This window comes from Agrobacterium sp. CNPSo 2736 (assembly GCF_004005385.1).
GTDB classification, from domain to species: Bacteria; Pseudomonadota; Alphaproteobacteria; order Rhizobiales; family Rhizobiaceae; genus Agrobacterium; species Agrobacterium leguminum.
The window spans coordinates 69400-85971 of sequence record NZ_RZTX01000012.1 but is presented as its reverse complement, the minus strand read 5'-3'; the positions used below and the strand labels follow the sequence as shown (position 1 = coordinate 85971).

The window sequence follows — 16572 nt, the reverse complement described above, 5'->3', positions numbered from 1 at the left end:
AGGTGCATGGCGGTTTTACTTGAAGATGGTCGTTCGTCTGGCTCCGTTCGCAAAGTCGATGACAGCAGCCATCCATTCAATGCACATGCATTGGTTTTCGGTGTCATGAGCTGGCCGTATGCTCGCCGTCGCTATGCCCGGTTCGCGGGCTGCTTCGGCATTCCGGTTCCCGATGACGGCAGGGAAATCACATAGGGGATGGTGAGGCGGGCCGATATGGCGCTTTGGAAGGCGAAGCACCGTGGCCGGTGCTGGCCTCCGTGTATATGGGGCCAATTGTCGGGGGGCAGCGAAGCTTTACAGCGTCGAAGCCGCAATGGCGGCATAGGACACTGAAGGCCTGGCGATTGTGTTATAAATTCTGTCCTGCACGAAGCAGGATTTGTGAAGGCCATATCCCGCAATGCCGGCGCCAGAACAGATAATAAAGGGGGAATGCAGATGATGGAATTGATCGCCGCACAAGCGGCAGCATCGGCTGCCGAACTTCCGTTTCTGCTGCTTCAGGCGGCTGCTGTCGTTGGCATGGTGTCTGTGCTGATCCTTCTGCGGCGAAACATCGCCCTCGAGGATCCACGCTATAAAATCTATTACGGCATCGTGTTCGGGGCGACTGGCTTTCTGCTGACATTGCTGGTTTCCGAATTCATCAAGCTGCCCTCCAAACCCTATATCCGCTCCGACCTGCTGTTTCTGGCCGGGGTGCTGGGATCCTGGCAGGGCGGGCTGATCAGCCTTGCCCTCGTGGCGGCCGGGCGTTTCGTGTTCGGCGGTCCCGTGCTGTTTTTTGCGGCCCTGCAGGACATGGCCGTCATTTCGGCCTGCGGCATCATCATGTATGGCTGGATGCGCAACCGCCACCTCGCCGATCTGGGAATTCGGGATATCCTTACTGTCTTCGCGGTCAGGTTCATTGCCGTGCTGCTTGCGATCTCTGTCTCATTCGCGCTCGGGCTGGTCGACCAGACGCTGTTTTTGAGCGCAATAGGCCGCCGAACCCTGGGCGCGGTCGCCGTCGGCCTGCCGATGATCGTCTGCCTGTTCATCCTGCTGCGCAGCGAGGCGCGGGCGCGGGAAGAGACACGGAAACGCGAGGTGGCGGCGCGGACGGATTCATTGACCGGCCTGCCCAACAGACGCGCCCTCAAGGACCATATCGAAGCGGCGATGCGGCAGGAGCCGGCCGTTCCGCACGCCCTCATTCTGATCGAGATCGTCAATATTGCCGATGTCGCCGCCTGCGAGGGCGAGGACTGGAGCGATCTTTTCTGGCCGAGGCTGGCGCGGGAAATCTGCGACCGGGAAGACGGCTTATTGTGCAGATCCAATACGCCCTGCAGCTTCATGTTCGGCGATACGACACTTGCGGTCGTCATGCGGGGGATTTCGCTGGAGAAGTCCGAAAGCGCGAAACTCATGATGCATCTGCATGACGGGTTGAGCGCATTTTGCCGCTCGGCGGAGGCGGGGCCGGTGCCGCATCTCAAGATCGGTGCGGCGAATCTGGACAGGCTTTCCCGGCAGAACGTCGCCTCCTTCCTCAGGCACCTCAGCCTCGCGCTGAAGGGAAGCGATCATCCGGTGCAGATTTTCCCCTTCTCCTTTGCCGAAAAAGCGACACGGGACGAGGCCGTGCGGCAGATGCTGGTCAACTGGATCAAATCCGGCACGCCGCCCATTTGCTACCAGCCGAAATACGAAATGCGCAACCGCCGCATGATCGGCGCCGAAGCGCTGTTGCGCGCGGTCGATGCGCGGGGGCAGGCGCTTTCGCCCTATTATGTGCTGGAGATCGCCGAACGCCATCGGCTGCTGGTGGAATTCGAATGGTCGACGATCGAAGCCGTCGTGCGCGATCTTCGCGACCTGCACGGCCTCGACGCGGATTTTCATCTGGCGGTGAATATTTCCGCTTCGTCTTTTGCGAGTGCGCATTTCGCAGACCGGGTCGTGGTGTTGCTGCACGAAATGGCAGTGCCGGCGCATCGCCTCTCGATCGAAGTGACGGAGATGAGCAGGATACCGACCACCGATGTCGTGCAGCAGAATTTCGATACGCTGATTGCCGCGGGCATCCGGCTGGCGCTCGATGATTTCGGCACCGGTTATGCGGCCCTCACTTTGCTTGCGCGGTTCCCGTTCGAAGAGGTCAAGATCGACCACTGGATGACGTCGAGGCTCGACCAGTCGCGGTTCAGGGACGCCATCGCGCTCGCCTTCGAGAGTGCGGAGCGTTACGGCGCAAAGCTGGTAACGGAAGGTATAGAAACGGAAGAGCAGAGCCGGCTTCTCATGCAGATGGGCATACGCTTCGGGCAGGGCTATCTTTATTCCCCCGCCGTGCCGCTCGACCGATTGCAGGCCCGCAGGGCGTGCGCCTAGCGCGGCGGCCAAGCACGGTCAGGGGCAAATTCGGCGACCGCTGCATTGAATGTTTTCCCGGTCTGTGCTGAGAAACGCCTTTGATGAGCGAATGTTATGACCCTTTTTGCAGGTCATGCGGGCGAGCCGATGCTGGAAAACAACGATGCATGGAACGAGGTGCCCGGAAAGCCGGCCGAGCACCTGCCGAATGAGGCGGCCAGGGGCGCGGACAGCGCCGGCCGCTCGTTTCGCGCAGCCGCCCATCCCGTATCAGGCGGCCGACGCACGGCGAACAATCCGCGGCCGCTGACAGGATGGAGTTTTCTCAGGTTGTTTCTGGCCTGGGCATTGCTCATGGCGGCCGTCATTTGCGCTCTGGCGGCTTATCAATATGTCAGCCTGCTCGGCGAGCTGGGGCGGCAGAGCGATGCGTTGCAGGCCGAGGCATCCCGCCGGGCCGATCAGCATGATGCCCATGTGACGGCGCTTTCGGCGGTGGCGCAGGCGGAGCAGGGGGCGGATTACGGCCTGCTGCTCGATGTCGCGGCACCCATTCTGCAATTTTACCCGCGCATCGATGAGGTTCAGCTGGTTTCCCTCAATGAGGCGGGGCCTGTTATCGGCACCCGGCCGCTGGAAAACGAGTTGGCAGCGGCGATCCGCAAGGCAGCATCGGTCTTTACCGGACGGCCCGCCCTAGTGGCGAGCGATCTCAGGCCCGGCCATTACATGATCGTCAAGCGCAGCCCCAATAGCGAGACGGCCTCGAAAGTACTGGTGCTTGCCGTCGATGCCGCGCGGCTTCTGGCGTCCGATGCTCCGTTCTGGTCGGCGAAACAGGCGGTGATCCGCCTCAAAATGCCTGACGGTCCAGTCCTGTTCGGTCCGCCCTCTCTACCGGAAGCGCCGCAATATGTCCGGCAGCTGAGCAGCGCCACCCAGCCGCTCATGCTTGAGGTCGCGCTCTCGATCACCTGGCGCGATCTCTTGCCGGGCCGGGCCCTGTTGGCGGGCATGGCTGGGGCGAGCATCGTTTTCCTGCTCGGCACCGTCATGGCAAGACAGAGGACGCGTATGCGCGCCGCCGAAAGACGGGCCGAGCTGAGCGGCATGGAGGCGAGGCTCACCCATGCTTCGCGGGTCAATGCCCTCGGAGAGATGGCAAGCGGCCTTGCCCATGAACTGACCCAGCCTCTGACGGCGATATTGGCGCAGGCGCAGGCCGGGCGGCGGCTGCTTGCCCGTCAGGATGTCGCGGCCCTTTCCGGTGCCCTCGACGATATGATCGATCAGGCACGATGCGCCGCCAATATGCTCGACCGGTTTCGCAACTGGTCGCTGCCGCACCGCCAGCCGGTGGCGGCGCATGATCTGCGTGCCGCTCTGCGCAACGTCGACGCGCTGCTTGCCGGCGAAGCGGCCCGGCATGAGACCAGCATCGACATCGCGATGCCTGATGCTCCGCTCCTGGTGCGGGTCGATCCCGTTGAAATAGAGCAGGTCATGTTCAATCTGCTGCGCAACGCGCTCGATGCGCTCACTGCCATTGAAGGCAGACGCGCGATTACCGCCAGATTAAGCCGGAGCGGTGATTTCGCCCTTCTCGAAGTTGCCGATAACGGCCCCGGTGTCGCACCCGGCCTGCGCGACCGGCTGTTTACGCCCTTTGCCACCACGAAAACGAACGGCATGGGTCTGGGACTTGCCCTCAGCCAGAGGCTGGTGGAGCGCGCAGGCGGCGAAATCCGCTATATCGAGGGTGAGAATGGGGCGCATTTCCGCGTTGTCCTGCCGATTGCAGCGGAGGCGCAGAACCCATGACGCTGCCCGTCTATCTCGTCGATGACGATGACGCCGTGCGCAAGGCGCTGATCCTCCTCCTGTCCACCGTCGGCATCAAGGCGAAGGGCTTTGCCGATCCGGTGGTATTTCTCGGCCAGCTATCCGGGCTCGAACCGGGTTGCCTGATCTTCGATATCCGCATGCCGGCCATTACCGGATTGAAAATGCAGGAAAAGCTGACGGAAGAAGGGGTCGACTGGCCTGTCATCATCATTTCCGGTCACGGCAATATCGAAGCCTGCCGCCGGGCCTTTCACAATGGCGCGGTGGATTTTCTTTCCAAGCCCATAGATGAGCAGGATCTCATCGACGCGATCCAGAAGGCGCATCGGATATTGGCCCGCACGCTCGATGCAAAAGCGCTGCACGCGGAAACGACGGCGCTTTTGTCGCTGCTGACCGCGCGGGAGAGGGAGATACTCGAACGCATCGCCCTCGGTTTTACCACGCGCCAGATCGCAGACGGGCTTGGGCTTTCGCCGCGCACGGTGGACAGCCATCGCGCCGCCATCGGCCTCAAGCTCGGCACCACCTCGCAGGCGGAAATGACAAGGCTCTGGCTGGAAGCCGGCGCTGATCGGTAGAACTACCGAGCCGCCGGCAAGTCTTACGGATTCGCGATGGAACGCCGTCCGCTTAAGCTGCAGTCCTCATCAAGCAAGAGGACCTCTCAATGATCCGCACCCTTCTCATCGCTTCCGCCCTGATCGCTCCTTCGGCCGCATTGGCGCAGACGCTGCCGACCGCGCCCTATCTGCCGCTCGAAATGGCGGAAAAGGCGGCCAAGGCTGCGCTTCAGGCCTGCTCGACCAAGGGCAACGCCGTCACCGTTGCCATCGTCGCCCGCGACGGCGCCACCAAGACGGTGCTGAAGGCGGACGGCTCCGGCCCGCACACGGTCTCCAGCGCAACCGGCAAGGCCTTTGCTGCCGCATCGCTCGGCCGCGACACCGGCGAAATTGCCGAATTCGTCGCCTCCAAGCCCGCCAATGAAGGGCTGCGCACCATGGATGACCGTCTGGTCGTTCAGGCTGGCGGTCTGCCCATCAAGATCGGCGAAGCGCTGGTCGGCGGCATCGGCGTCGGCGGCGCGCCGTCGGGCGCGATCGACACCGAATGCGCCCGTGAAGGCCTCAACGCCATCGGCGCGAAGTAAGATTGTCAATAAGGTCCAGCGGCTTCATGGGAGGTCGCCGTATGCCTTGGGTTGTCAATCTCCGTCATTCCGGCTCAAGGCCGGAATGACGGAGATGGGTTTCCCTTCACAAGGTGCTGAAAACCACGTCACCGCCGCGCATCACCCCGCCATTGCTTCCTCATACTCGCTGGAAAGCAGCAGCCATTGCTCCTCCGCGTCGGAAAGTTTGCTGGCGGCCTCGCCGCGTTCTTTCACTTTCTGCGCGGCCTTGGCGGGGGCTTTTTCATATAGGGCAGGGTCGGCAAGTTCCGTGTCGAGCGACTGAATCAGTTTCTCAAGCTTTGCCGTCAGGGATTCGATTTCGTTGATCTTTTTCTTGAGCGGCGCAAGCTGGGCGCGCTTTTCCGCACTGGCCTTGCGCTGATCCGCCTTTGAGGCCTGATCGGCCGCGGCGTCGGTCTTGTCTTCCTTCTTCTTACCGGAAGAAACGACGAGATCGCGATATTCCTCCATGTCGCCTTCGAAGGTCTTGACCGTGCCGTCAGCCACCAGCCACAGCCTGTCCACTGTCGCCTCGATGAGATGGCGGTCGTGCGAGATGAGGATGACCGCGCCGCTGTAGTCGTTCAGCGCCTCGATCAGCGCACGGCGGCTGTCGATATCGAGATGGTTGGTCGGTTCGTCGAGGATGAGCAGGTTCGGCGCATGGAAGGCCGCAAGTCCCATCAGAAGCCGGGCCTTTTCACCACCGGAAAGGTCCTTTGCCGCCGTCGCCATCTTTTCCGTCGCGAGACCCATCTGTGCCACGCGGGAGCGCACCTGCGCCTCCGGGGCCAGCGGCATCAGTTTGCGCACATGTTCGACCGGCGTTTCATCCGGCACGAGGTCATCGAGCTGGTGCTGCGCGAAGAAACCGATCTTCAGGCCAGGGGCGACGCGAAGATCGCCCGCCTGTGGTGCAAGCCGGCCGGAGATGAATTTCGCGAAGGTGGATTTGCCGTTGCCGTTGGAACCGAGCAGCGCAATGCGGTCGTCACTGTCGATCCTGAGATTGAGCTGCTTCAGGATCGATTTGCCCGGCTCGTAACCCACAGCGCCGCCATTGATGGCGACGATGGGGGAGGCGGGCTGCTTTTCCGGCTCCGGGAAGGTGATCGGCTGGACGTGATCCTCGATCACGGCGGCGACGGTGCCCATGCGCTCCAGCGCCTTGATGCGGCTCTGCGCCTGCCGCGCCTTGGTGGCCTTGGCGCGGAAACGGTCGATGAAGCTTTGCAGGTGCTTGCGCGCGGCGTCGTTTTTCGCCTTCGCCTTCATCTGCAATTCGTCGGCCTCGGCCTTCTGCCGCTCGAACTGGTCGTAACCGCCGCGATAGAAGGTCAGCTTCTTCTGATCCAGATGCACGATGGAGTTGACGGCATTGTTGAGAAGATCGCGGTCGTGGCTGATGATGATGACGGTGTGCGGATAACGCCGGATATAATCCTCAAGCCAGAGCGTGCCTTCGAGGTCGAGATAGTTGGTCGGCTCATCGAGCAGAAGCAGGTCGGGTTCGGCAAACAGCACGGAGGCGAGCGCCACGCGCATGCGCCAGCCGCCGGAGAAGGAGGAGGCCGGGCGAAGCTGCGCTTCGTGATCGAAACCGAGGCCGGCAAGAATGCTGGAGGCGCGCGCTTCCGCCGAATGGGCGTCGATATCGACAAGCCGCATCTGGATTTCCGCGATACGGTGCGGATCGGTCGCGGTTTCCGCCTCGGCCAGAAGCGCGCTGCGCTCCTTGTCGGCCGAAAGTACGATGGAAATCAGCGATTCTTCGGTGCCTGGGGCTTCCTGCGCCACCTGGCCGATGCGCGCCTGTTTCGGAATTGTCACCGAACCGCTTTCCGCCGAGAAATCGCCGGTGATGACCCGGAACAGGGTGGATTTGCCGGCGCCGTTGCGGCCGACAAGGCCCGCCTTCACACCGGCGGGAAGCGTCACGCTGGCATGGTCGAGAAGCAGACGCCCGGCGATGCGGGCGGAAAGATCGGTAATCGTAATCATGGCGCCGTTTTGGCCGAACTGTCTGGCCAAGGCAAGAGCGCCCGCGCCACATCGGGCGAGATTAAACTGTCAATCGCCGAGCTGCGCCAGATAGCTGCTGCGGCTATGCTGCGCCACCTCCCGCGAATAACCGACGACGCAGTTGCGCGTGCCGCAGCGGGCCGAAAGCAGAGCGAGTTCGGCATGGCTGAAAAACTCGGCCGGCGTCGCGGTTCCATCCACTTCCGCGACGCCGATCGACACGGTCAGATGTTCGCCATCGCCGCCAGTGGTCGCGAAGCGCAATGCCTCCACGCTCTGCCGCAACCGCTCGGCAATGGCCTCGGCCGTGTTTTGCGGCACGCCTGCAAACAGAAAGGCAAACTCATCGCCCCCGATGCGAGCGACGAAATCGTCCTTCTTGATGGTCTTGCGAAACAGGGCGGCGAGACGTCGCAACGCCTTGTTGCCGGCAGACGAGCCATATTTGCCGTTGATTTCGCGGAAATGGTCAATATCCAGCAGCACCAGCGAGGTGGCTGAGGCCGCCCGGTCCCGTGCAAAAAGAGCGCCAAGCTTTTCGAGAAAGGCGGCCCGGTTTGGCAGGGCCGTCAGCGCATCGCGAAGCGAGGCGGCCTGAAGCTCCGCGCGGTTTCTTTCGACCTCGCGGATTTTCACCAGCCCCATGGCGATGAAATGCCGAAGGCTCGTCTGTTCTTCGTGGATATCGCCCAGCAACTCCACGAAGCGCTCCGTTGCGGGCGGCTCGCCATCCTCATCCTGCTCAAGGCTGGCAAGGAAAGTCTGGGTACGCTGAAGGCTTGCATCCAGACGCGCGGAAATCTGCGTCAGTGTATCGAAGGCCTCGCTTGCCATCTGTTCGGCTTCGATGCGCGAAAAGCCGGGCAGATTGTGCCGCTGGCCGATGAGGTCGATTTCATGCTGCTGCGGGGCATTGCCGAGCGCGAGAATGTCACGGCCCATGGCCGGATTGTGTCCGGACAATATTTCATAGATCAATTCATAATTGCGCGGCAAAGGTGCAATGTTCATCTTGGCGATGAACTGCGTGATTTTGGTAACGACAAGAGCGCTTCTTGCCTGTTCGCGTTTCTTATCGCCCGCCGATGTCGTCACTGACAGCCCCAATAGCAATGGATTATTATGAATGGACCGGCGATAACCGATTGTTGAACGGCGTTATTCTTACAAGCGACGGTTTAAAATAGAATAAATCCACAAAGAATTTTGCCGTCATGAAGCATAAATTCCGCGTTGTGGAAGGCGGGTGTGCCCGAGGCGTTCCTTGATCGATAATATGACAAATCCTGATTTGATTTCGGGCGGCGACCGTTTTTATATCGCTCCATCGATGTTGCAGAAGAGGGGCAGCCCATGACGACTTCCAGAACGCTCTATTCGCTATGCGGAAGCGATACTTCCCGGCCATTTTCTCCCCATTGCTGGAAAACCGTGCTTTCGCTGGCGCATAAGGGGCTGGATTTCGAGGAGCGGCCTTTACCCTTCACGGTGATCCCGACGGTGGAGGACGGGTTTTCGAAGACCGTGCCGATCCTGCGCGACGGCGACGAGCTGGTGAGCGACAGTTTCGAAATCGCGCTTTACCTGGACGAAGCCTACCCGGAGCGCCCGTCGCTGTTCAACGGCGAGGGCGGCAAGGCCATGGCCCGTTTCGTAGAAAGCTGGTCTCAGACGGTGCTTCACCCCGCCATCGTGCGTATTGCCGTGCTCGATATCCACAATATGCTGGACGAGCCGGATCGCCGTTATTTCCGCGACAGCCGCACGAAAGCGCTCGGTCGTCCGCTCGAGGATGTGGTGGCGAACCGCGAGGCGGAAATCGCAGCCTTTCCGGCATTGCTTGCGCCGATCCGGCGTATGCTGAGCTTCCAGCCTTTCATCGGCGGCACATCGCCGCTCTTTGCGGATTACATCGTGTTCGGCGCGCTGCAGTGGGCGCGGATCACCACCGGGGCGGATTTGTTCGCCGATAACGACCCCGTGCGGGACTGGTTCGAAGGCTGCCTCGATCTTTACGATGCGAGAGGCCGCAGTGTGACAGCGGCGTGAAATGTCTGGCATGATCGTCGCAATCTCGTCGATCCCCCTTGTTTTCGGGCCTTTGGGCGGGTAAAGACCGCCCACTTTCTCTGAAGGAAAAGGAAACGGACATATGGCGATTGAACGCACATTTTCGATGATCAAGCCGGACGCAACCAAGCGTAACCTGACGGGCGCGATCACCAAGGTATTTGAAGACAACGGCCTGCGCGTCGTCGCCTCCAAGCGCGTCTGGATGAGCAAGCGCGAAGCCGAAGGCTTCTACGCCGTTCACAAAGAGCGTCCCTTCTTCGGCGAACTCGTTGAAGGCATGACCTCCGGCCCGACCATCGTTCAGGTTCTGGAAGGCGAAAACGCCATCCTCAAGAACCGCGAAATCATGGGCGCCACCAACCCGGCCCAGGCCGCTGAAGGCACCATCCGCAAGACCTTCGCGCTCTCCATCGGCGAAAACTCCGTTCACGGTTCCGACGCCCCGGAAACCGCCGCACAGGAAATCGCCTACTGGTTCGCCGAAACCGAAATCGTCGGCTGATTCAAAATCTCAACGGCTTGAATCGCCGTTGCAGGCGATTGCACGAAGCTGCTGAAAAGACTCGAAGAAGCGGAGCCGAAAGGCTCCGTTTTTTTTGTTGAGGGGCGGTTCCCTTTTGACGGCATAGGCTACGTCAGCCCCTATGACGCCGGACACCCCTGAACGGGCCGCATATCCGTCGTGCCATCCGGTTTGAACACCTCCGGATTGGGCGTATAAAGCGGACCGACCACCAGAGGCTTGGCGGGAAGAAGCGACTGGTCGGTGTCCGAGCGGATCGTGGTTTCGATGGTCTGGAGAATGTCGCCTTCCGGCCCCTTGATGCGGATGGTGACCTTGTAGGGCCGGTCCTGCTTCACGCATTCCACCGGTGGGCTCTGAACCGTGATCTTTTCGTCTTTCGGGAAAATCTTCTCGCGGCTGGTGAGGTCTGGACCGCCGCGCGGGTTTTCGAACGTCGCTTCCACCGTGCTGCCATCGCGAACGGGGGCGATGCGCTGAAGCGTCACCAGATAGGTGGCGATGGCGACGCGATAATTGAAAACGAACATCCGACCGGAAACCTTGGCCACCTCACGCGGTTCGTCCCGCTGGCAGCCGGAAAGAGCGAGCATTGCCGCAATCGCCAGCAAGGGAAGGGCAATTCTTCTCATGATCGCATGTCCTTCTTCCGGTGATAGTGCCGGCTGGCTTTCTGCCGGTTGCCGCACACAGCCATATCGCACCAGATACGGCTCCTGTTCTTGCTGCGGTCGATGAAAAGCCAGCCGCAATTGCCGCAGATCCGCAGCCGTTCCCGTGTCTCACCGGCAAGCAGCGAGAGGGCGGAATGGGCGGTGGCGTTGCCGAGGCTTTCGGCAAGCGGAAACGTCCGCAGCGCCGTGCCGCAGGCGAAGAGAAGCCCGGCCAGCCTGTCGTCGCCATCGTCGTCGCCGGAAATGGCGGCGCGGAAATAGTCGTCGACAGCCTCGCGAAGATCGAGAAAAACCGCCTGCTTTTCCGCCTCGGGCGCAATGAGCGTGGGAAACCTGTCACGTTCCGCACCGAGCCTTGTGGCCGCTTCGGCAAAGGCCGCGATCTGCGCCGGCACGGCAAAACGATCGACTGATTTTGCCGCATCCGAGCGCAGGATCACGCTATTGGCGACATCCAGCGCCAATGCACCGCCTGCGAAACGATGTTCTGTCCAGCGAAAGGTCATGCCGCACATTATAACTGTCAAAATCAGTTTTAACAGTTATAATCATGGCGGGAGGACGCGCTTGGCCTATTTCCTGCAACAATTGCTGAATGCCGTGCCGGTCGCCTCGCTTTATGCGGTTCTGGCCTTTGGTTATGCCATCGCCTTTTCGGTCACCAAACGCCCCGATGTCACTTATGGCGCCATATTCGCCTTTGCCGGCCAGACCTGCCTGTTATTTGCCGATTTCGGCTGGAACCGGCTTTGGCTGGTTCTGCCGGCAACATTGGCGCTCGGGGCAGGGGCGGGCCTGTTAGGCGGGCTGTGGGCGGCGGGTTTTGTCGGCAGGGCGGTGATGCGGCCGCTGGCGAAAGCCTCTCCCAATGCCGTGACCGTCGCCTCCGTCGGCGTGCTGATCGCGCTGACCGAAAGCGCGAGGCTGGCCGCCGACACAAGGCAATTATGGCTGCCGCCGCTTTTATCTCAGCCGGTGCGCTTCTGGGCCGATGGCGGTTTTGCCGTGACCCTGACACCGATGCAGATGCTGAACACGGCGGCCTTCTGCCTGCTCATTCTCGCAGGGTCGCTTTATCTTGGCCGTTCCGCTTTCGGCAGGCGCTGGAAGGCCGTCTCGGACGATGCTTTCGCCGCCGCTTTATGCGGGGTGAATGCGGGTCGGATATTTCTCGTTTCGTATTGTGCGGCGGGCCTCGTTGCCGCCATCGCCGGCGTGCTGGCCACATTCTATTACGGCACCATGGATTTCGGCGCCGGTCTGGTCTTTGGGCTGAAGGTGGTGCTGATTTCGGCGGCGGGCGGTTATGCCAGTCCGCTCATCTGCGGCCTTGGGGCCGCCGCCGTCGGCTTTGCGGAAACTTTCTGGGTCGGTTACGGACCGGCCGCCTGGCGCGATGCGGTGGTTCTGGCGATGCTGGTCGGCTGGCTGATTGTCATGCGCAGCAGGGTGGAAGCGCCCTGAGTCCGGCCCCTAGAGCGCTTTCGCGTTTCTTCTAATCGCGAAAGCGCTCTAACTCTTTGTTTCGTCGCATTTCCGGACGGAAAACCGGGCTCCACTTTTCCTGGAAATGCTCTATCGCCACTTGTCCTTCGCCGTGTCATCGGTCGTCTTTGCCGCAACCCAGTCGCCCGCCGAGCCATCCTTGCCATGTTCCTTTTTCCAGAACGGGGCGGATGTCTTCAAGTAGTCCATCACGAAATTCGCGCCATCGAAGGCCGCCTGTCGATGCGATGAAGCTGCGATGACGAGGACGATGTTTTCGCCGGCGGCGATCTTGCCATGGCGGTGGATGGCGGTGAGGCCGAGAAGGCCGAAACGCTCCACGGCAAGTTTGGCGATGCGGGTTATTTCCGCCTCCGCCATGCCGGGATAGTGTTCAAGCTCCAGCGCCGCAAGCGTGCCGCCATCATCCCGGCAGATCCCGGTGAAGGCCACGACCGCGCCGATGCTCCTGTCACCTTCCGTCAGCCGGCGGGTTTCTTCCGCAGCGTCGAAATCCTCTGCCTGCACGCGGACCGTCGGCTGCATCCGCTCATCCCCCCGTCATCGGCGGGAAGATGCCGATCTCGCGCGCGCCGACGATGCTTTCATCATGCTCGACATGTTCCTGATTGACGGCGACGCGGATCACATTGGGGAATTCGAAGGCGGCTTCGTAATTCTCGCCGCGCGTTGCAAGCCAGGCGATCAGCTGACCGGCGGTGGTGATGGAGGAGGGGATGTCCAACTCTTCCTCGTCCGTGCCGATCTTCTCGCGAACCCAGGCGAAATAAACGATCCGTGTCATCAGTCTTCGTCCACGATGTGCTTCAGGCCGGCCTTGAAGTAATCATAGCCGGTATACATGGTCAGCGCCGCCGCGATCCACAGCAGGGTAATGCCCATTTCGGTCGTGTAGGGCAGAACCTTGTCGCCCGCAGGACCCGCGAGCAGGAAGGCGATGGCGACCATCTGGATTGTGGTCTTCCACTTGGCGATGCGGGTGACGGGAACGCTGACCTTCAGCGCCGCCAGATATTCGCGCAGGCCCGAGACCAGAATTTCACGGCAGAGAATGGTGATGGCCGCCCAGAGCGACCAGCCGGCAATGGTGCCGTCCGCCGCCATCAGAAGCAGGACGGAGGCGACCAGCAGCTTGTCGGCGATCGGGTCCAGCATGCGGCCGATATTCGACGTCTGGTTCCAGATACGCGCCAGATAACCATCGAGGAAATCGGTCAGCGAGGCGATGATGAACAGCCACAATGCCGTCCAGCGCGCGAAATCCGAGCTTTCCAGTTTCCCTTCGATGTAAAAGCACAAAACGATGACAGGAACCGCGAGGATGCGGCCATAGGTGAGTAGGTTGGGAATGCTGTATGCGCGCGAAGCCATGGGAAACCTGTCAGTCTAAGATTAGCTGCCTTGATGCCGCCGCCAGGGCATAGCGTCAACATGTGATTATGTTTTTTTAGCAGTTCGCCACGACGGCGCGGCATCAATCGCTGCCGCTCTCGTGGAAGTGATTGTAGATTTGCCGCGCAACCGTCTCCGAAATGCCGCTGACAGCCATCAGATCGTTGAGGCCGGCGCGGGAAACCGCTTTGGCCGTGCCGAAATGCTGCAGCAGGGAGCGCTTGCGGCCCGGACCGATTCCCGAGATTTCGTCGAGCGGATTGCGCACCATTTCCTTCTTGCGCCGCGCCCGGTGCGAGCCGATGGCGAAGCGGTGCGCTTCGTCGCGCATGCGCTGAATGAAATAGAGCACCGGATCGCGCGGCGGCAGCGAAAAATCGCTGCGCCCATCCGCAAAGAAGCGCTCGCGGCCCGCCTCGCGGTCCACGCCCTTGGCGACGCCGATGGCGGTCACGCAGTCGCGAATGCCGAGTTCGTCGAGAATGGCCCGTACCGCCGTCATCTGGCCCTGTCCGCCATCGATCAGGATCACGTCGGGCCAGGCGGGGAAAGGCATGTCGGCCACTTCTTCCGGTGTCTGCGTCTGCGTCTGCCCACGGTCGGGCTTTCCCTCTTCCTTCAACAGACGCGAGAAGCGACGGGTCATCACCTCGCGCATCATGCCGAAGTCGTCGCCGGGAGTGATGTCGGTCGATTTGATGTTGAACTTGCGGTACTGGTTCTTCACGAAACCTTCCGGCCCCGCCACCACCATGCCGCCCACGGCATTGGTGCCCATGATATGGGAGTTATCGTAAATCTCGATCCGGCGCGGTACATAAGAAAGACCGAATGTTTCCGCAAAACCCTTCAGCAGCCGCGCCTGAGACGAGGTTTCCGCCAGCTTGCGGCCATGCGCCTCGCGGGCATTGGCAAGCACGTGGTCGGTGATGTCCTTCTTCTCGCCGCGCTGCGGCACGCTGATGGTAACCTTGTGCCCGGCCTTTTCCCCAAGTGCCGCGGCCAGCAGCTCCTGCTCCTCCACCGTTTCGGAAAGCAGGATTTGTTTCGGCACCGGCTTGTCGTCGTAAAACTGCGCCAGGAATGCGTTGAGGATTTCCGAGCCGGCGAGCGATGGGTCGGCCTTGGGGAAATAGGCGCGGTTGCCCCAGTTCTGGCCGGTGCGGAAAAAGAACACCTGAATGCAGGAAATGCCGCCTTCGTGGTGGATGGCGAAGACATCCGCCTCCTCGATGCCGGCGGGATTGATGCCCTGATGGCTCTGGACATGCGAAAGTGCGGCCAGCCGGTCGCGATAGACGGCGGCGCGCTCGAAATCGAGGTCCTCGGCCGCCTCGTTCATCTGCCGCGCAATCGCGGTCTTGACGCTCTGGCTCTTGCCGGACAGGAAATCCTTGGCTTCCTTGACGAGTTCTTCATACCCCTGATCGCTGATCTCATGCGTGCAGGGGCCGGAACAGCGCTTGATCTGGTAAAGAAGACAGGGACGCGTGCGGGTTTCAAACACGCTGTCGGTGCAGGTGCGGATCAAAAAGGCGCGTTGCAGCGAATTGATCGTGCGCCCGACCGCACCGGCCGACGCAAAGGGGCCGAAATAATCGCCCTTGCGCGCCCGTGCCCCACGGTGTTTGAAAATCGCCGGCGCGCGGTTGTCTGCGGTAATGAGAATATAGGGGAAGGATTTGTCGTCGCGCAAAAGCACGTTAAAGCGCGGCCGCAAGCGCTTGATGAGATTCGCTTCCAGCAGAAGCGCTTCGGTCTCCGTGCGGGTGGTGACGAATTCCATATGGGTGGTGAAACGCACCATCTGGGCAATGCGGTTGGAATGCACGCGGCCCTGGGCATAATTGCCGACGCGCTTCTTCAGCGAGCGCGCCTTGCCAACGTAAAGCACGTCGCCCGCCTCGTTGAACATGCGATAGACACCCGGCGAGTTGGGCAGGTGTTTGACGAATTCGGCGATGAGGTCCATGCCCTTCAGGCCGGATTCGTTCTTCCAGCCCGCATTCCAGTCCATGCCAACGACATCGCGCGAAGCCTCTGCCGTTTCCGTTGGGGCAAAGCTTGCATCGTCATCTTCGTCGTCGGTGTCATCGAAGAGAATACCGCCATCAGGCAGCTTCTTTCCGTTCATTCATTTATCTCCGCCACGTCAGGGGTTTCCCAGCCAAGATGCTGGCCGCCGTCGAGCGCGATCATTTGTCCGGTGACCGACGGCGTGTCGTAAAGAAAGCGAATCGTCCGCCCGAACTCGTCCGGTGCGGGACCACGCTTTAATATAAGGCCGTCGATCTGCGCCTGAAAGTCCTCGGGCGCCTGTCTTTCGCTTTTGAAGGTGGGACCCGGCCCGATGGCGTTGACCCGCACACGCGGCGCAAAGCTTTGCGCCATCGTTCGCGTCGCCGTCCAGAGGGCGGATTTGGAAAGCGTGTAGGAATAAAAACGCGGCGTCAGCGCAAGCACGCGCTGGTCGATGATATTGACGATCAGCCCGGATTTGTCGGCAGGCAGTTGCTCGAGAAAGGCGGCGGCGATGAGGGAGGGCGCCCGCACATGCACGGCGAAATGCGCGTCGAAGATCGCCGGATCGGGCTTGTCCGCCGAGTCGTCGAGAAAAACCGACGCATTGTTGATAACGACGCCGATAGGCCCCAGCACTGACGCAGCCTGTTCGATGAGCCCCGAAGCAGGCCCGGATTGTGTCAGATCCGCCTGAACGGCAACGGCCTTGCCACCTTTTTGCCTTATTTCGTTAGCGAATTCCTCGGCGCTGGCCATGGATGCGTTGGCATGGACGGCGATGGCGAAGCCATGGGCGGCCAGATCGGTGGCGATTGCCCGCCCGAGCCGGCGGGCGGCTCCCGTTATCAAGACTGTCTTTTGTATATTTTCTTTCACGGCTGACCTGCATTTGCTCATATCCGTCCTATTTGCTGGATATAAATGCAAATCGCAAGCTGTCCATCGGCCCCAAAAGAATTGGGCGATTTTTTATT

Annotated in this window: 17 protein-coding genes; 8 read left to right on the top strand and 9 right to left on the bottom strand. The window is 61.0% G+C overall.

What is annotated here, in order from left to right:
- Positions 1-6: 6 nt before the first annotated feature.
- The 5 genes from EM858_RS27325 to EM858_RS18805 all read left to right on the top strand — a co-directional run bounded on the left by EM858_RS27325 (position 7) and on the right by EM858_RS18805 (position 5362).
- Positions 7-195, top strand: a complete 189-nt coding sequence (locus EM858_RS27325; protein WP_127757604.1) for a hypothetical protein — start codon at positions 7-9, stop codon at positions 193-195.
- Between the two features lie 246 nt (positions 196-441).
- Complete coding sequence (locus EM858_RS18820; protein WP_127757603.1) at positions 442-2382, top strand: GGDEF domain-containing phosphodiesterase; 1941 nt, start codon at positions 442-444, stop codon at positions 2380-2382.
- Between the two features lie 96 nt (positions 2383-2478).
- On the top strand, positions 2479-4185 hold the full coding sequence (locus tag EM858_RS18815; protein WP_127757602.1) for an ATP-binding protein: 1707 nt from the start codon (positions 2479-2481) through the stop codon (positions 4183-4185).
- Positions 4182-4790, top strand: coding sequence for a response regulator transcription factor (locus EM858_RS18810; RefSeq protein WP_127757601.1), 609 nt, complete (start codon positions 4182-4184; stop codon positions 4788-4790). The genes EM858_RS18815 and EM858_RS18810 overlap by 4 nt, the downstream gene beginning before the upstream one ends.
- Before the next feature lie 89 nt (positions 4791-4879).
- Positions 4880-5362 carry a heme-binding protein gene (locus EM858_RS18805; RefSeq protein WP_127757600.1) on the top strand — a complete coding sequence of 161 codons (483 nt, stop codon included), beginning with the start codon at positions 4880-4882 and terminating at the stop codon, positions 5360-5362.
- Positions 5363-5503: 141 nt separating this feature from the next.
- Here the strand turns inward: EM858_RS18805 and abc-f are convergent, their stop codons facing one another.
- A complete protein-coding gene (gene abc-f / locus EM858_RS18800) occupies positions 5504-7387 on the bottom strand; it encodes a ribosomal protection-like ABC-F family protein (RefSeq protein ID WP_127757599.1) in 1884 nt (627 codons plus the stop codon).
- Between the two features lie 69 nt (positions 7388-7456).
- Positions 7457-8503 carry a GGDEF domain-containing protein gene (locus tag EM858_RS18795; RefSeq protein WP_164865481.1) on the bottom strand — a complete coding sequence of 349 codons (1047 nt, stop codon included), beginning with the start codon at positions 8501-8503 and terminating at the stop codon, positions 7457-7459.
- Between the two features lie 258 nt (positions 8504-8761).
- On the opposite strand from EM858_RS18795, the gene EM858_RS18790 reads away from it, so the two are divergent.
- Together EM858_RS18790 and ndk are read left to right on the top strand one after the other, a co-directional pair.
- Positions 8762-9457, top strand: coding sequence for a glutathione S-transferase family protein (locus tag EM858_RS18790; RefSeq protein WP_020813408.1), 696 nt, complete (start codon positions 8762-8764; stop codon positions 9455-9457).
- A 103-nt stretch (positions 9458-9560) separates the two neighbouring features.
- Positions 9561-9983 (top strand): nucleoside-diphosphate kinase, encoded by a 423-nt coding sequence (gene ndk / locus EM858_RS18785; protein WP_003496769.1) that lies wholly within the window; start codon positions 9561-9563, stop codon positions 9981-9983.
- A gap of 140 nt (positions 9984-10123) precedes the next feature.
- Here the strand turns inward: ndk and EM858_RS18780 are convergent, their stop codons facing one another.
- Both EM858_RS18780 and EM858_RS18775 read right to left on the bottom strand, forming a co-directional pair.
- A complete protein-coding gene (locus EM858_RS18780) occupies positions 10124-10636 on the bottom strand; it encodes a lipoprotein (protein ID WP_127757598.1) in 513 nt (170 codons plus the stop codon).
- Complete coding sequence (locus tag EM858_RS18775; protein ID WP_174023839.1) at positions 10633-11193, bottom strand: CGNR zinc finger domain-containing protein; 561 nt, start codon at positions 11191-11193, stop codon at positions 10633-10635. The genes EM858_RS18780 and EM858_RS18775 overlap by 4 nt, the downstream gene beginning before the upstream one ends.
- A gap of 52 nt (positions 11194-11245) precedes the next feature.
- Between EM858_RS18775 and EM858_RS18770 the strand changes: the two genes are divergently transcribed.
- Positions 11246-12142 (top strand): branched-chain amino acid ABC transporter permease, encoded by an 897-nt coding sequence (locus EM858_RS18770; RefSeq protein ID WP_127757596.1) that lies wholly within the window; start codon positions 11246-11248, stop codon positions 12140-12142.
- 111 nt (positions 12143-12253) lie between these two features.
- Here the strand turns inward: EM858_RS18770 and EM858_RS18765 are convergent, their stop codons facing one another.
- The 5 genes from EM858_RS18765 to EM858_RS18745 all read right to left on the bottom strand — a co-directional run bounded on the left by EM858_RS18765 (position 12254) and on the right by EM858_RS18745 (position 16495).
- On the bottom strand, positions 12254-12709 hold the full coding sequence (locus EM858_RS18765; protein WP_127757595.1) for a molybdenum cofactor biosynthesis protein MoaE: 456 nt from the start codon (positions 12707-12709) through the stop codon (positions 12254-12256).
- 4 nt (positions 12710-12713) lie between these two features.
- A complete protein-coding gene (gene moaD / locus EM858_RS18760) occupies positions 12714-12968 on the bottom strand; it encodes a molybdopterin converting factor subunit 1 (RefSeq protein WP_127757594.1) in 255 nt (84 codons plus the stop codon).
- Positions 12968-13555 carry a CDP-diacylglycerol--glycerol-3-phosphate 3-phosphatidyltransferase gene (gene pgsA, locus EM858_RS18755; protein ID WP_003520759.1) on the bottom strand — a complete coding sequence of 196 codons (588 nt, stop codon included), beginning with the start codon at positions 13553-13555 and terminating at the stop codon, positions 12968-12970. The genes moaD and pgsA overlap by 1 nt, the downstream gene beginning before the upstream one ends.
- 103 nt (positions 13556-13658) lie before the next feature.
- On the bottom strand, positions 13659-15710 hold the full coding sequence (gene uvrC, locus EM858_RS18750; RefSeq protein ID WP_164865480.1) for an excinuclease ABC subunit UvrC: 2052 nt from the start codon (positions 15708-15710) through the stop codon (positions 13659-13661).
- Positions 15707-16495 carry an SDR family oxidoreductase gene (locus tag EM858_RS18745; RefSeq protein WP_127757593.1) on the bottom strand — a complete coding sequence of 263 codons (789 nt, stop codon included), beginning with the start codon at positions 16493-16495 and terminating at the stop codon, positions 15707-15709. Before EM858_RS18745 ends, uvrC begins: the two co-directional genes overlap by 4 nt.
- Positions 16496-16572: the final 77 nt, after the last annotated feature.

Bases quoted from the DNA above. Each gene is read 5' to 3' on its own strand.
- EM858_RS27325 (WP_127757604.1), top strand. From the start codon at position 7: ATGGCGGTTTTACTTGAAGATGGTCGTTCGTCTGGCTCCGTTCGCAAA.
- EM858_RS18820 (WP_127757603.1), top strand. From the start codon at position 442: ATGATGGAATTGATCGCCGCACAAGCGGCAGCATCGGCTGCCGAACTT.
- EM858_RS18815 (WP_127757602.1), top strand. From the start codon at position 2,479: ATGACCCTTTTTGCAGGTCATGCGGGCGAGCCGATGCTGGAAAACAAC.
- EM858_RS18810 (WP_127757601.1), top strand. From the start codon at position 4,182: ATGACGCTGCCCGTCTATCTCGTCGATGACGATGACGCCGTGCGCAAG.
- EM858_RS18805 (WP_127757600.1), top strand. From the start codon at position 4,880: ATGATCCGCACCCTTCTCATCGCTTCCGCCCTGATCGCTCCTTCGGCC.
- abc-f (WP_127757599.1), bottom strand. From the start codon at position 7,387: ATGATTACGATTACCGATCTTTCCGCCCGCATCGCCGGGCGTCTGCTT.
- EM858_RS18790 (WP_020813408.1), top strand. From the start codon at position 8,762: ATGACGACTTCCAGAACGCTCTATTCGCTATGCGGAAGCGATACTTCC.
- ndk (WP_003496769.1), top strand. From the start codon at position 9,561: ATGGCGATTGAACGCACATTTTCGATGATCAAGCCGGACGCAACCAAG.
- EM858_RS18780 (WP_127757598.1), bottom strand. From the start codon at position 10,636: ATGAGAAGAATTGCCCTTCCCTTGCTGGCGATTGCGGCAATGCTCGCT.
- EM858_RS18775 (WP_174023839.1), bottom strand. From the start codon at position 11,193: ATGTGCGGCATGACCTTTCGCTGGACAGAACATCGTTTCGCAGGCGGT.
- EM858_RS18765 (WP_127757595.1), bottom strand. From the start codon at position 12,709: ATGCAGCCGACGGTCCGCGTGCAGGCAGAGGATTTCGACGCTGCGGAA.
- moaD (WP_127757594.1), bottom strand. From the start codon at position 12,968: ATGACACGGATCGTTTATTTCGCCTGGGTTCGCGAGAAGATCGGCACG.
- pgsA (WP_003520759.1), bottom strand. From the start codon at position 13,555: ATGGCTTCGCGCGCATACAGCATTCCCAACCTACTCACCTATGGCCGC.
- uvrC (WP_164865480.1), bottom strand. From the start codon at position 15,710: ATGAACGGAAAGAAGCTGCCTGATGGCGGTATTCTCTTCGATGACACC.
- EM858_RS18745 (WP_127757593.1), bottom strand. From the start codon at position 16,495: ATGAGCAAATGCAGGTCAGCCGTGAAAGAAAATATACAAAAGACAGTC.